10 protein-coding genes are annotated in these 13,796 nt (G+C 73.1%); 4 read left to right on the top strand and 6 right to left on the bottom strand.

The genetic code is table 11. The annotated features are described in order from the left end of the window. From C1J01_RS38020 to C1J01_RS38010, 3 genes are all read right to left on the bottom strand, one after another. Window positions 1-182 (bottom strand): zf-HC2 domain-containing protein (locus tag C1J01_RS38020; protein ID WP_146615869.1); only part of this gene is annotated, 182 nt, incomplete at its 3' end. A 37-nt stretch (window positions 183-219) separates the two neighbouring features. Next, window positions 220-744, bottom strand: a complete 525-nt coding sequence (locus C1J01_RS38015) for a sigma-70 family RNA polymerase sigma factor (protein ID WP_235854932.1) — start codon at window positions 742-744, stop codon at window positions 220-222. 157 nt (window positions 745-901) lie between these two features. Then, window positions 902-2,554, bottom strand: a complete 1,653-nt coding sequence (locus C1J01_RS38010; protein WP_111183805.1) for a thiamine pyrophosphate-binding protein — start codon at window positions 2,552-2,554, stop codon at window positions 902-904. Window positions 2,555-2,792: 238 nt separating this feature from the next. Between C1J01_RS38010 and C1J01_RS50445 the strand changes: the two genes are divergently transcribed. The 3 genes from C1J01_RS50445 to C1J01_RS38000 are packed head-to-tail and all read left to right on the top strand — an operon-like array spanning window position 2,793 to window position 5,318. Further along, window positions 2,793-3,404, top strand: a complete 612-nt coding sequence (locus tag C1J01_RS50445; protein ID WP_181449199.1) for a hypothetical protein — start codon at window positions 2,793-2,795, stop codon at window positions 3,402-3,404. 49 nt (window positions 3,405-3,453) lie between these two features. Then, on the top strand, window positions 3,454-4,635 hold the full coding sequence (locus tag C1J01_RS50440; RefSeq protein ID WP_181449198.1) for a sensor histidine kinase: 1,182 nt from the start codon (window positions 3,454-3,456) through the stop codon (window positions 4,633-4,635). Continuing rightward, window positions 4,632-5,318, top strand: a complete 687-nt coding sequence (locus tag C1J01_RS38000) for a response regulator (RefSeq protein WP_111183804.1) — start codon at window positions 4,632-4,634, stop codon at window positions 5,316-5,318. Before C1J01_RS50440 ends, C1J01_RS38000 begins: the two co-directional genes overlap by 4 nt. A gap of 13 nt (window positions 5,319-5,331) precedes the next feature. Here C1J01_RS38000 and C1J01_RS37995 read toward each other — a convergent pair whose 3' ends face one another. Beyond that, on the bottom strand, window positions 5,332-6,801 hold the full coding sequence (locus C1J01_RS37995; RefSeq protein ID WP_111183803.1) for a M20/M25/M40 family metallo-hydrolase: 1,470 nt from the start codon (window positions 6,799-6,801) through the stop codon (window positions 5,332-5,334). An 87-nt stretch (window positions 6,802-6,888) separates the two neighbouring features. After that, the gene (locus tag C1J01_RS37990) at window positions 6,889-7,836 is read right to left on the bottom strand and encodes a DNA polymerase domain-containing protein (RefSeq protein ID WP_235854931.1); all 948 of its coding nucleotides are present in this window, start codon (window positions 7,834-7,836) and stop codon (window positions 6,889-6,891) included. A gap of 83 nt (window positions 7,837-7,919) precedes the next feature. Here C1J01_RS37990 and C1J01_RS37985 point away from each other — a divergent pair, with 83 nt between their 5' ends. After that, window positions 7,920-8,492, top strand: a complete 573-nt coding sequence (locus C1J01_RS37985) for a histidine phosphatase family protein (RefSeq protein ID WP_328589719.1) — start codon at window positions 7,920-7,922, stop codon at window positions 8,490-8,492. On the opposite strand, the gene C1J01_RS37980 is transcribed toward C1J01_RS37985, so the two are convergent. Next, a partial coding sequence (locus tag C1J01_RS37980; RefSeq protein WP_111183801.1) for a non-ribosomal peptide synthetase/MFS transporter occupies window positions 8,452-13,796 on the bottom strand: 5,345 nt, incomplete at its 5' end. The two genes, C1J01_RS37985 and C1J01_RS37980, sit on opposite strands and share 41 nt — an antisense overlap.

Raw genomic sequence — 13,796 nt, 5'->3', positions numbered from 1 at the left:
GACAGGGGCAGGAGGTCATCGGGGTGCACGCCCCTGATCAGCTCCCCCATCGCGGCGAACGAGCCGACCTCGCCGGCGCAGCTCCCGCAGCTCCTCAGATGGCGCTCGAACGCGGCGCGTTCCTCCTCGCTGAGCAGGCCCAGCGCGTACGCGGCCACGTCCTCGTGATGGACCTCCGTCATCGCGGCGTCACCCCCGTTCCATCGTGACGCGCCTTTGTCACGGCAGCGTCACCCCCCTTTCCTCCAGCGCCACGCGCAGGGCCCGCATGGCGTAGTACACCCGGGACTTCACCGTGCCGACCGGCACGCCGATGATCTCCGCCGCCTCCTGCAACGTCCGGTCCAGCAGGAACGTCTCGGTGAGGACCTGCCGGTGCGCCGGGGAGAGCGACATCATCGCGTCGGTCACGATGATCTCCCTGAGTAATCGCTCGTCCTCGGCGGCGACGGGCTCGGCCCGGTCGGCCACGTCCTCCACCGTGTCGAGGGGGCGCGAGCCGGAGCGGCGCCGGTCGTCGATGACGACGCGGCGGGCGACGGTCGCCAGCCACGGCATGAGCGACCCGGAGTCGGTACGGAGATCGTGCAGGTTGCGCCAGGCGCGTACCAGGGTCTCCTGGACGACGTCCTCGGCCCAGCGCCGATCGCCGCCCGTCAGCCGGACGGCGAAGGCCATCAGGGGGGCGCCGTATTGGCGGTAGAGGGCTTGAACCATGGCCTCGTCGGTTACGCGGTGATTCACAGGGGGGCGTGGCTCCTCGCGCTGCGGATATCACGAAATATCGCGTTGAGATGGGAAATTCCACTTTAATCAGCAGCAGGAGCGCGGTCAGGTGTTTTCCGCTATTTCACGGTCAACCATAGAAAAGCGGTTGGCGCCGGGGGTCCCACGAAATTGATCAAGCATTCTCCGTCCGGCGCAGGAAACCGGCGAACGGCGGGATCTCGTCCGGCGAGCATTCGACGCTGACCACCGACGGGCCGCCGGCCACCAGCGCCGCGCGCAGCGCCCCGGCCAGGTCCGCGGCGTCGTCGACGTCCACCGCCGGCAGGCCGGGGAACATCGCGGCCAGCCCCGCCCCCAACCGGCTCGGGCGGAACCGGTTGTAGCTGTAGGCCCCGCCGTAGAACAGCTGCTCGCGGACCGCGCACATCGCGTGCGCGTGGTTGTCGAACAACACGAACGTCACCGGCAGCCCGTACTGCAGCGCGGTGTGGATCTCCATGCCGTGCATGAGGAACGAGCCGTCCCCGGCGATCACCACGGTCCGCCGCCGGCGCCCGAACGCCATGCCGATCGCGGCCCCGAAGCTGTATCCCATCCCTCCCATGCCGAGCGCCACGACGAACCGGCCGTCGCGGCGTGCCGGCAGGTAGTGGATCGCGGAGGCGCCGATGTTCCCCGCGTCGACGATGACGTCGACCCCGTCCGGCAGCCCTGCGTCCAGCACCGCCATGGCCTCGCGGTAGCGCACGCCGGGGCCGTCGTGCGGCGGCGGCGCCAGCTCGGTGTGCCGCACCGGCTCCGGCACCGGCCGCCGCACGTCGCCGGACAGCTCCCGCGCCAGCAACGCCAGCGACACGCGCAGGTCGTCCGAGGTGACGTGGGTGGCGGGCACGTACGGCGCGGCCGAACCGATCGAGAAGACGGGCACCCGCGCCAGGTCCAGGCCGAAGCGCGCGGTCGCCGTCAGCCGGGTGCCGGCCAGCAGGCACAGCCCGGACTCCGCGACCGCGTCGGCGACCCCCGGGTGCCCCATGACCCCGGTCACGCCGAGCGCCGCCGACGCCCCCATCCCGGGAGTGCCGGCGACGTCCTTGGCGTCGGGGACGACGGCCACCCGGGCGCGCAGCGTCGCCCGCAACTGCTCCAGCTCCAGCCGGGCGTCGTCGCGGGCGACCTGCTCGCCGGCGATGATCGTGATCGGCCCGGCCGCGGACCGCAGCGCCTCCACGAGCACCCGCGGGTCGTCGAGCCGGGTCCCGATCCGCTGCGCCGGGTCGTCGGCGCCGGTGACGTCGATCACGGCCTGCTGGACGTCCTTCGGCAGCAGCAGCACCGCCGGGCCGCCGGTACGGGCCGCCGCGACCGCCTGGGGCAGCACGGAGACGATGTCCCGGGGATCCAGCACCCGCCGGCAGAACACCGACACCGCCGAGAACAGCGCCTCGGCGTCCAGCGCGCCGTTGCGTCCGCTGGTGTCCTGGAAGGAGCCCAGCCCGTCGAGCGCCGACTCCGGCTGGCCGATCAGCGCCAGCAGGGGCACCCGGCTGGCCAGCGCCTCCCCCAGCCCGGGAACGGTGTTCAGCGACCCGCCGCCGGAGGTCGCGGCCACCACGCCGAGGCCGGAGCCGCCGCGGCTGTAGCCGTCGGCCATCGTCGTGGCCGAGAACTCGTGCTTGGCCAGCACCGCGGTGATGTCGTCGCGGTAATGGGCCGCGTCGTAGAGGTCCTCGATGTTGGCGCCGTCGACGCCGAAGACGTACTCCACGCCGGCCGCCGCGAGGTAGCCGACGATGTGATCGACCACCCGATTTCCGATCTTGCCCATGCCTGCCCCCTGATCAACGGTCCGCACTCCCGAAGCGAACGGGGACGCGGCCCTCCCGTCTGTCACCGGGCCTGGGTGACCCCAAGCCGCCATGACGATAAATCGGATTTCAGGCTGATTTATGCGCATCAATGCACATACGTGGACAGATGTGCAGCATGTCACATCTGTGGCGCACTTGACCTTGACGCGACGTCAACGTTTCTCATGGAGGAGAGTCGAGAAGAGAGGAACGCCGATGGCCGGAGCCCTGCGGCGGATCGTGGGATTCGAGTTGAAGGGGCTGGCGAGCGTCGTGCTGTGGATCGCCCGCCGCCGCCACGGCGTCCCGGACGGCGCGACCGAGGTGACGTACGCCAAGGAGCAGGGGTTCACCCTCTGGCTGATGACGTTCGCGATGGCGGTCGAGACGGTGGTCCTCGACCTGCTCCTGGTCGCGCTGGGCGTGCCAGCGTGGCTGCGCTGGACGGTGCTGATCCTCGACCTGTACAGCCTGCTGTTCTCCGTCAACATGATCGCGGCCGGCGTCACCCGCCCGCACGTCGTCACGCCGGCCGAGCTGCGCCTCCGGTACGGCGTCTACTTCGACGTGCGCATCCCCCGCGACCGCATCGCCTCCGTGCGGGCCGGGCGTACGTACAACGAGAGCGGCATGATCACCGTGCGGGACGGGCGGCTGACCGTGGTGGTCTCCTCGCAGACGAACGTGACGATCGAGCTGACCGAGCCGATCACCGTGGTGCGCCCGCTCGGCGGCCGGGCCGAGGTCACCTCGATCCGCTGCTTCGCCGACAAGCCCGACCAGCTGCTGGCGGCACTGCGCACCGAGGTGACCTCCGCCACCGAGTGAGCTGCCCGAATCGTCCACTCGCCGGTGTGGCCGCCGTTAGGCTTGCCCGATGTTCGTGGACGTCACCCGTTCTGTCCGCTCCTGGCCGGACTGGTGGCAGGCTCGCCCCACGTTCGCCAAGGACGGCTCGCTGGCGGCGGTGCTCACGCTGCTGGCGTTCGTACCGACGTTGTCCGCCGTCTCGGCGCAGCTCGGCGACCTGCCGAGGCGCCCGGCCGACGCGCTCGCCGTGGCGCTGACCCTGGCCCAGTCCGCACCGCTGGCCGTGCGCAGCCGATGGCCGGCGGCCTGTCTGGCGGTCGTCGGCGCCGCCTTCGCGGTCCACCAGGCGCTGGCCTACCCGCCGACGTTCGCCAGCATCGGGCTCTATCTGGCGGTGTACGCGGCCGGAGCCCATCAGGTCCGGTTCCGTCGCGGCCTCGCCGCGGTGGCGACCGCGGGATACGCCGCGCTGGCGGTCCTCCTGCACGGCCTGGGATCGCCCAATGGGCTCCCGGACTTCGTCGCGTTCTACCTGACGCTGGTGGTGATCACCATGGCCGGCGTGGGGATGCGCCGGTGGCGGGCGGAGGAGGCCGAGCGCCGGCGGCTCGGCGCCGACGTGGCCAGGGCCGCCGAACGGGCCCGCATCGCCCGCGAGTTGCACGACGTGGTCACGCACCACGTGACCGCCATGGTGGTCCAGGCGGACGCGGCGCAGTTCGTGGTCGGCACGGCGCCGGATCGTGCCGGGGCCGGGCTCGCCGCCATCAGCGACACCGGACGGCGGGCGCTGACCGAGCTGCGGCACCTGCTCGGCGTGCTGGAGGCGACCGGCGAGTCGGCCCCCGCAGACCGCACGCCGACGCTGGGCAGGATCGGCGACCTGGTCGAACAGGCCCGCCTGTCCGGCCAGCCCGTCGAACTGACCGAGCACGGCGAGCAGCGGCCCCGGGCCGTGGACGTGGAGCTGGCCGCCTACCGGGTGGTGCAGGAGGCGCTCACCAACGCGATGAAACACGCGACAGGACGGCCCACCACGGTCGCGGTGCACCACCACCCCGACCGCATCGCCATCGAAGTGACCAACGACGGGGCGACCGGCGGCACGCCCGTCGTTCCCTCAGGCGGGCGCGGTCTGGACGGGCTGCGCCGGCGGCTGCGCATGCTCGACGGCGAACTGCTCGCCGAGGCCCGGCCCGGCGGCGGGTTCAGCGTCCGCGCCCTCATCCCCACCAGGAGCGAGGCATGACCGACACCCCGATCAAGGTGCTCATCTGCGAGGACCAGGAGCTGGTGCGCACCGGCTACCGCACCATCTTCTCCGCCCAGCCCGACATGGAGGTCGTCGGGGAGGCCGCGGACGGCCGCGCGGCGGTGGAGGCGGCGCGGCGGCTGCGCCCGGACGTCATCGTCATGGACATCCGGATGCCCGTCCTGGACGGCATCGAGGCCACCCGGCAACTGGCCGGTCCCGGCACCGCCGCTCCGGCGAAGGTGCTCGTCGTCACCACGTTCAACGTCGACGAGTACGTCTACGAGGCGCTCAAGGCCGGGGCCGGCGGCTTCCTGCTCAAGGACGCGCCACCGGCCGAGCTGGTCAACGGCGTGCGCACCATCGCCCGCGGCGACTCCCTGCTGGCCCCCGCCGTCACCCGCACCCTCATCGGCCACTTCGCCGATCGCCTCCGCCCGGCCGACACCTCCAGTCCGGCCAGGGAGGAGGTCGTACGGGCGCTGACCCCCCGCGAGCTCGAGGTGCTCGAACAGATCGCCGCCGGCCTGTCGAACGCGGAGATCGCCGCGAAGCTGTTCATCACCGCCGAGACCGTGAAGACCTACGTGTCACGGATCCTGGCGAAGCTCCAGCTACGCGACCGCGTGCAGGCCGTCGTCCTCGCCTACCGGGTGGGGCTCGTCTCCGGCACCGACTGAATCTCCGGCCCCCTCACTGGCCCGCCGGGGTGCGCCGCGGGATCGCGCTCAGGTCGAGGGCGAAGCGGGCCGTGGAGTCGGCGATCGCGTCGGCGTTGACGTCGAGCGCGGTGGCGTCGTAGTTGGTGATCGTGTCGCACGCGCGGTGGTAGCAGGCGTCGTAGGGCGCGCCCGCCGTCCCGCCGAACAGGGTCGCCTCCTGAGCCGTCTTGAGTCCCTCGGCTCCCGTGAAGACGCCGCCCGCCGGGATGCCGACCGCGACGAACGGGCCGTAGTCGGAGCGGCCGTCGAAGTCGGTGCCGACGCTGGTCAGGCCGCGGGCCCGGTAGAAGGCCGCGAGCTGCGCCTCGATCAGGTCCGAGCCGGGCGGCCCCGCGGACGCGCCGACACGGTCGGAGTCGTCACCGTCGAACAGCTTGTACGCGTAGTTCGGCGAGGCCACCATGTCGAAGTTCAGGTAGAGGCGGATGCGGTCGCGCTCGGCCGGCGACAACGACGCGACGTACTGGTCGGAGCCGAGCAGCCCGAGCTCCTCGGCAGCCCAGAACGCGAACCGGACCTTGTTCGTGACCGGCGTCCTCGCCAGTTCCTCGGCGACCTCCAGGATCGCCGCGCTGCCCGAACCGTTGTCGTTGATGCCGGGCCCCTCCGGCACGCTGTCGAGGTGGGCGCCGACCATGACGACGTTGCGCGGGTCGCCGGAGGGGGACTCGGCGATCACGTTGTGGTCGGTCGCGAGCGCGAGCGCGGCGTCGACCTTGAGCCGCACGGTCGTGCCCGGCGTGGCGGCCAGCTCCTGGCCGACGGCGAAGTCGGCGTACACCATCGGGATGCCGGTCCGCCACTCGCCGATGTCGAGCGGCTCGGACTCCGTACGTCCCTCCTGGCCCTCGTTGAAGACGATGACGCCGGCGGCTCCGGCGGCGTCCGCGTTGACGACCTTCTCGACGAACGGGCAGGTGCCGCGCTGGAGGAGGGCGATCCGCCCGGCCACGAACCCGTTGAAGTCGGACTCCTCGCATCCGCTGGTCGAGCTCGTCCGCGCGGTGGGCGGCAGGGTCACGTCCACGGCCTGCACCTGTGCGGTCACGTCACCGGCCGGGGAGGGGTGGAAGGTGCGGAAGTCCTGGTTCGCCGCGTACGACTTCGCGCCGGTGCCGGTCACCTCCAGGACCGCGGGGGTGGTCTCGCTCCAGCTCCGCACGAACTGGATCGGGTCGAGCGTGACCTCGTATCCGGCCGCGCGCAGGATGCCCGCCACGTAGTCGCGGGAGGCCACGTAGCCGGGCGTGCCCGCGGCGCGGTTGCCGCCGTTCGCGGTGGCGATCTCCTGCAAGGCCCTCAGGTGCTTCTCGGCGTCGACGCCCGTGACCCGTTCGGCGAGCTGCTCGGCGAACTCGTCGCCGGGCCCGCTCGCGCGGGCCGCCGTGGTCAGGGCCAGCGGCAAGGTGAGCACACTGATGAAGCTGACGAATCTGCGCATACGAATCCCCCGGGTGGACAACTAATGCGCACATTCCCGCCGCGCCACCGCGAACGGAACGCGACCTGGCAAAGATTCCCTGACCGATCACTCGGCGCGTCGGGCGCGGGCGCGGCGTTTGCCCTCGTGCATGGCCTGGACGCGGGCCACAGGGATGGTGTGGCCCTCGGCGACGAGGTCATCGGGCAGGCGCTGCGGCGCGGGCATCTGCTCGGCCCACGGGTCGGCCTCCGCCAGCAGGCCGGGCGCGGTGCGTACGGTGAAGTCACCCGGCGTGACCCGGCCGAGGTCGTCCCACGCGACCGGGAACGACACCGGCGTCCCCGGCCGGATGCGCGGGCTGTAGGCGGCCACCACCGTGGCCCCGCCCGCGCGGGTGGAGTCGAGGAAGACCTTGCCCGCGCGGTCCTCCCGGATGAACGCCGTGGTCGCCAGCTCCGGGTCGAGCCGCTCGGCGCGCGCGGCCAGCGCCCGCGTGGCCGCCGCCAGGTCCTCCGGCGCGACGCCCGCCGCCACGGGCACGAACACGTGCACGCCCTTGGCCCCGCTCGTCTTCACCGCTCCCGCGAGGCCCGCGTCCGCCAGCGCCCGCCGCACCAGGAACGCGCCGCGCACGGCCAGCGCGAAGGAGTCGTCGTGCTCGGGCGGGTCGAGGTCGAGCACCATGTGGGTGGCGTGATCGCCGACGAACAAGGCCGGGTGGTACTCCACCGCCCGCTGGTTGGCGAACCACAGCAGCGTCCTGCGGTCGTCGCACAGCGCGTACGTCACCTGGCGGCGTGAGGCCTCCGCCCAGGACGACACCGACCTGATCCAGTCGGGCGCGTACTTGGGGAGGTTCTTCTGCATGAACGGCTCCTGGCCCGGCCGCACCCGCATGACCGACAGCGCCCGGCCGCGCAGCACCGGCAGGATGCGGTCGCGGACGGCGTCGAGGTAGTCGACCAGGTCGCGCTTGGTCGCCCCCGCCCCGTCGAACAGCGGCTGGTCGAGGTTGGTCAGAGCAACCCCGTCGCGCGTCTCGTCAGCGGCCACCCGCCCTACGATGCCGACATTCGAACGTGTGGTCAACGATCCACGGCACAATGGCCGGAACCGTACGTAAGGAGCTCTTTGCCGTGACCCGCCACCTCTACCTCGCCCGCCACGGCGAGGCCACCCCCGACGAGAGCGGGCTCACGGAGAACGGCCGGCGCCAGGCCGCGCTGCTGGGCGAGCGGTTGCGCGGCGTCCCCCTCGACGCCGTCCACCACGGGCCGCTCCCCCGGGCCGCCGAGACCGCCCGGATCGCCGCCGCCCACCTTCCCGGCGTCCCCGTGCACGCCTGTGAGCCCGCCGGCGACTACGTGCCGTACGTGCCGCGCCGGGACGAGCTGCCGCCGGAGGCCGCCGACCACTACCTCGGCTTCCTCGCCCGGTTCCCGCCGGCCGACGTGCGGCCGGAGCTCGCCGAGGAGGCGGTCGCCCGGTTCACCGGCCCGTCGGACGAGACCCGCCACGAGCTGGTCGTCACCCACAACTTCCTCATCGCCTGGCTGGTCAGGCATGCGCTGGACGCCCCCGAGGCGCGCTGGCTCGGGCTCAACCACGCCAACGCCGCCCTCACCGCCATCCGCTACGCCCCAGGCCGGCCGCCGGCCCTGCTCTTCTTCAACGACCGGAGCCACCTGCCGCCCGAGACGCCCGGCTGATCGGCCGGGCGAGCCGGGCGTCGGCCTCCCGCTGCAGGTCGTCCAGGTCACCGAGCTCCGCGGGCGGCACGGCGTCCGGCAGCTCGTCCTCCATGAAGCGCAGCCGGCGGTCGCGCCACCCGGCGATCACCCAGGCCAGTTGCAGCAGGCCGCTGAGGACGACCAGCAGCGCCAGGCCACGGCCGGGCCCGGTGCCGATCACCGCTCCGACGGTGCCGGCGAGGGCGCCCCCGGGTTCGAGCAGCGGCTGGACGTAGTGCTCCGCCAGGGGGCCCATGACCAGGTAGCCGAGCGGCATCGTCAGCATCATCGTCATCATGAACAGGGAGAGCACCCGGCCCTGCAGCTCCAGCCCGACCTTCGCCTGCACGAGGGCCAGCCAGTGCCCTTCGGCGACCGAGTCGCAGAACCAGATCGTGAACAGGCCGATCGCCGGCAGGTACGGGCTCGCGACGCCGGTGAGGGACATCCCCACGCCCGACACGCCCAGCACCACGATCAGCCCGGTGGCCCTGCGGGCGGTGCCGCCCCACAGGCCCATGACGAGGCTGCCGCACAGCGCGCCCAGACCGCCCGCCGCCAGCGCCGTGCCCAGCATCACGGTGGACCGCTCGGTGAGCAGCATCGGCACGATCACCGAGAAGCCGATCATGTACAGGACGTGGTGGACGACGAAGAAGCGCATCGCGCGCAGCAGCGCCGGGCGGTGGGCGATGTAACGCCAGCCCGCCGTGATCTCCTTGCGGAAGCTCTCGTCGCGGTGGCGGAAGAGCAGGTCGGGGAACCTGACCGCGAGCAGCGTGGCCACGCCGAGCAGGAAGCTGAGCACGTCCAGCGCGAGGACGCCCTCGATGCCGATGACACCGAGCAGGCCGGCGCCGATCAGGGGCGCCACCACCGTCCCCACGCCCATGCCGAGATGGCTGATGCCGTTGGCGTGGCCCAGGTAGCGCTTCGGCACCAGCTGCGCCACCGCGGCCACGTACGCGGGACGCTGGAACGCGCCGGCCACCGAGGTGACCGACACGGCGAGGTAGACGTGCCACATCCGCAGGCCGCCGGCGAACACCAGCAGGCCGAGCAGGCCCATCGCCACGGCCGCCGCGGTGTCGCTGAGCAGCATGACGCGCCGGCGGTCCCAGCGGTCGGCCACCGCGCCGGCGACCGGCCCCGCGACGATCCCGGGCAGCATGCCGATCGCGTTGATCAGCGCGAATTCCGTGATCGAGCCGGTGCGCTGGTAGACCCAGATGCTCAGGACGAGCGTGCTGAGGCTGCTGCCGATCATCGAGACGAACTGGCCGAGGGCCACGAGCGCGAACCGGGACAGGGCGGGCGTCGCCTGACGGTCCCGTGCCGCGGGGGCCGGACGCGCCTCGTCCCGGTGCGGCTCGTTCCCGCCCCGCCACCGCTCGGCGTGCTCGACCAGGGTCCGGGCCAGCGGCTCCGCGTGGGTCTTCACGAAGAAGTGGCCGGCTCGGGGCAGCACCGCCAGCTCGACGGTGTCGGCGAAGTGCTCCCACTCGCGGTGCCGTTCCTCGTACAGCTCCGTGACGCGGTCCCGGGAGCCGACCACGCTGAGCACCGGAGCGCGCAGCCGCGCGTGACCGGCCTGCTGGTAGGCGGCGGTGAAGTACTCCTCGGCGTCCCGGGCGTCGTGCCGGACGTTGCGCAGCACGAACCGTTCCTGCTCGGGGCCGTCCAGATCGGTGAAGCCGCCCCGCGCGCGCAGGAAGGAGACGTACTCCCGGTCGGAGGTGAACCGGTCGGTCGGCACCAGCCGGTGGAACCAGTCGAAGAAGCGTCCGGGCAACCGGGCGGTCGGGAAGCTCGCGCCGAGGCCGACGCCGATCAGCTCGACGCCCGCCTCCTCGGCCCGCCGGGCGATCTCGATCGTGACGGCGCTGCCGAGACAGTGCCCGTACAGCAGCACCGGCCCGGACAACGACCGGAGCTCGGCGAGAACGCGCTCCGCCACGTCGGCGGCGGGCAGCAGCGGTTCGTCCGGCCGGCTCTGGTCGTGGCCGGGGAGTTCGACCGCGTACAGGGCCCAGTCGGCGGGCAGCGCCGCAGCCAGCGGCTGGTACGCGATCGCGCTGCCGCCGGAGTACGGGATCGCCACCACCGTGACCCCGTCCTGGCCCGCGTCGGACGGGGTCAGCCGGTGCAGCAGCCGCCGCGCAGCCGGCTCGGCCGGCCGCTGGTCGAGCAGGGCGGCGAGGCCGCGTACGGTGGGCTGCCGGTAGAGCTCCACCAGCGCCAGTGACGGGTCGATCCGCCGGACGAGCCGCAGGGCGCTGAAGGAGTCGCCGCCCAGGGAGAAGAAGCTGTCGTCGATGCCGAAGTCGTCGACGCCGAGCACCTCCGACCAGGCGGCCGCGACGCGCCGCTCGGTGGCGGTCCGGGGCGCCGCGCCTGACGGCGACGCCTCCGCGTCGGGCGGCGCCGACAACGCCCGGCGGTCGAGCTTGCCGTTGGGGGTGAGCGGCAGCCGGGACAGGACGACCAGCCGGGCGGGCACCATGTGGACCGGCAGGGTGGCGGACAACGCCTCCCGGACCGCGGCCTCGGTGACGTCGGCGCCCGGTCTCGGCACGACGTACCCGACGAGCTGGGCGATCCCCGAGGGCGGCGTGTGCACCGCGGCGGCCGAGGCCAGCGTCTGCGGCAGCGCGGCCAGGGCGGCCTCGACCTCGCCCAGCTCGATGCGGTAGCCGTTGACCTTGACCTGGTCGTCCAGCCGGCCGAGGAAGTCGACGTTCCCGTCGCGGTGGTGGCGGGCGCTGTCGCCGGTGCGGTACATCCGGCCGCCCGGGACGAACGGGTCGGCGACGAACCGTTCGGCGGTCAGCTCGGGCCGCTCGTGGTAACCGAGGGCGACGCCCACGCCGCCGAGGTACAACTCGCCGACCACACCGGGCGGGACGGGCTTTCCGTACGCGTCCAGGACGTAGACGCGGTTGTTGGGGAAGGGCCGGCCGATCGGCAGCGGCGCGTCGGGCGGCAGGGCGGAGACGTCGCCGTCGAAGTAGACGTTGTCCACGGTCACCTCGGTGACGCCGTACGCGTTCACCACCCGGTTGCCGGGGCCCACCAGCCGCTGGGCCCGCAGGTACTCGCCGACCTGCCACTTCTCGCCGCCGCCGATCAGCAGCCGGACGAAGTCCAGCCGCTCCCCCGCCGCCTCGACGTGCGCGAGCAGGTTGCGCAGCACGGCGGGCACCAGCTCGGTGGAGTTGACCTGCTCCCTGCGCATCAGCGCGTACAGCTCCGCCGGGTCGAGCAGCACCTCGCGCGGCACGACCACGAGCCTGCCGCCGGTGCACAGGGCGCGCAGCGTCTCGCCCACGAACATGTCGAAGGAGAAGCTGGCGGCCTGCTGGTACGTCCAGCCGCGGTCGAGGGCGTAGGCGTGCTGCCACATCGCCACCGCGTGCACGAGGTTGGCGTGGGTGACGACCACCCCCTTGGGGCGGCCCGTGGAGCCGGAGGTGTAGATGACGTACGCGGGGTCGGCGGGTCCCGCCGTCGCCGCCAGGCCGTGGCCGCTCTCGGCGGAGATCCGGGCCGCGTCGCGGTCCAGGGCGACGACCGCCACGCCGTCCGGCGCCGGCGGGGCGGCGGGCAGGTCGAGCCGGGTGACCAGCACGGACGCGCCGCTGTCCGCCACCATGTACGCGAGCCGCTCCGCCGGGTACGCCGGGTCGAGCGGCACGTACGCGCCGCCCGCCTTGAGCACCGACCACATCGCGGCGAAGAGCTCGATGCCCCGGTCGAGGCAGATCGCCACCCGCGTGCCGGGGCGCACCCCGTGGCCGCGCAGCACCCTCGCCAGCCGGTTGGCGCGCTCGTCGAGCTCCCGGTAGGTGACCGTCGCCGGCCCGGCGGTGAGCGCCGGCGCGTCCGGCGTCGCCGCCACGCACCGCTCGAACAACTCGTGAACGGTGTCCGCGGCGGGCAGCGGGATCGCGCTGTCGTTCCACTCGTGCAGGATGCGGTGCTGCTCGGCCGGGGTGAGCAGGGGGAGGTCGCGCACCGGTGTGGCCGGCGCCGCGGCCGCCGCCTCCAGCAGGGTGAGCAGGTGGTCACCCAGGGCTTCGACGCGTTCGGCGTCGAACAGCTCGGTGGCGTAGTCGACGGTCAGGACCGGGCCGTCCACCGTGAAGTGCAGGCCGAACGCGAGATCCACCAGCATCGCGGCCGGCGGCTCGTCACCGGCGTACCGCAGGAGCGGGCGGCGCGGGGCTGGGGTGTTGTGCACGGTCACGCTGATCCCGCTCAACCGGTTGACCTTGCCCGCCTGCGCCCGCCCGATCGCCGCCATGATGTCCGGCAACGACAGGTCCTGGTGCTCCAGGTCGCGTACGACCGACTCCCGCAGCCGGGAGAGCAGCTCGGCGAACGTGGGATCGCCTCCGACGTCACCGCGCAGCGGCAGGATGTCGAGCACGGCGCCGACCAGGTGCTCGGAGTCGGCGTCCCGCCCGGCGACCGGTGCCAGCACCGTCACGTCGCCGCGCCCGGTGTACCTGCCGACCACGGCCTGCACCCCGGCCAGCAGCACCATGAAGAGGCTGGCGTGGTGCTCCCGCCCGCAGGAGCGCAGCCGGTCGAGCAGGTCGGGCGGGAGCTCGCGGGAGATCCGCTCGGCGGCGAACGACCGCACCGCCGGGGGCGTCCGGTCGACCGGGAGCTCCACGTCCAGGTCGGCGTCGGCGAACCGGTCCCGCCAGTAGGCGTCGCCGCCCCCTGGCGTCCTGCGTCGGGCCGGCTCCGCCGGTGGCCTTTCGACCGGCTCGCGGCCCTGCGCCAGGTCGTGGTAGAGCTCCGCCAGCTCGTCCGCGAACACGCCGGCCGACCAGCCGTCGAAGCACAGGTGGTGGACGACGAGCAGCAGTTCGTCGTCGCCGCCGGTGCGCAGCAGCACCATCCGGGCGAGCGGGCCCGCCTCCAGGTCCAGCGGCTCCCGTACGGCCTGGCGGCGTGCCCGCGCGGCCCGCGCCGCCCGCTCGCCGGGCGGCAGGTCGCGCAGGTCGACCACGGTCAGCGGCACGGTGCCCACCGGGTCGACGACCATGACCGGCTCCCCGTCCTCGGCCGGGAAGCGGGCCCGCAGCGCGGGGTGCCTGCGGACCAGCTCGGCCAGACACGCCTCGATCAGCTCCGCCCGGGCCGCGCCCGCCCACCTGTACCGGATGCCGAGGGTGTACGCCGGCAGCCCGGCGGTCAACTGCTCGGCCATCCAGAACGTCCGCTGCATCCCGGTGAGCGCCGACGTCCGCCCCTCCCCGGACGCGTCCCAGC

It is taken from the genome of Nonomuraea aridisoli (assembly GCF_003236395.1).
GTDB lineage: Bacteria > Actinomycetota > Actinomycetes > Streptosporangiales > Streptosporangiaceae > Nonomuraea > Nonomuraea aridisoli.
Note: the sequence above shows the minus strand (reverse complement) of the source record. Positions and strands in the feature narration are given on the sequence as shown.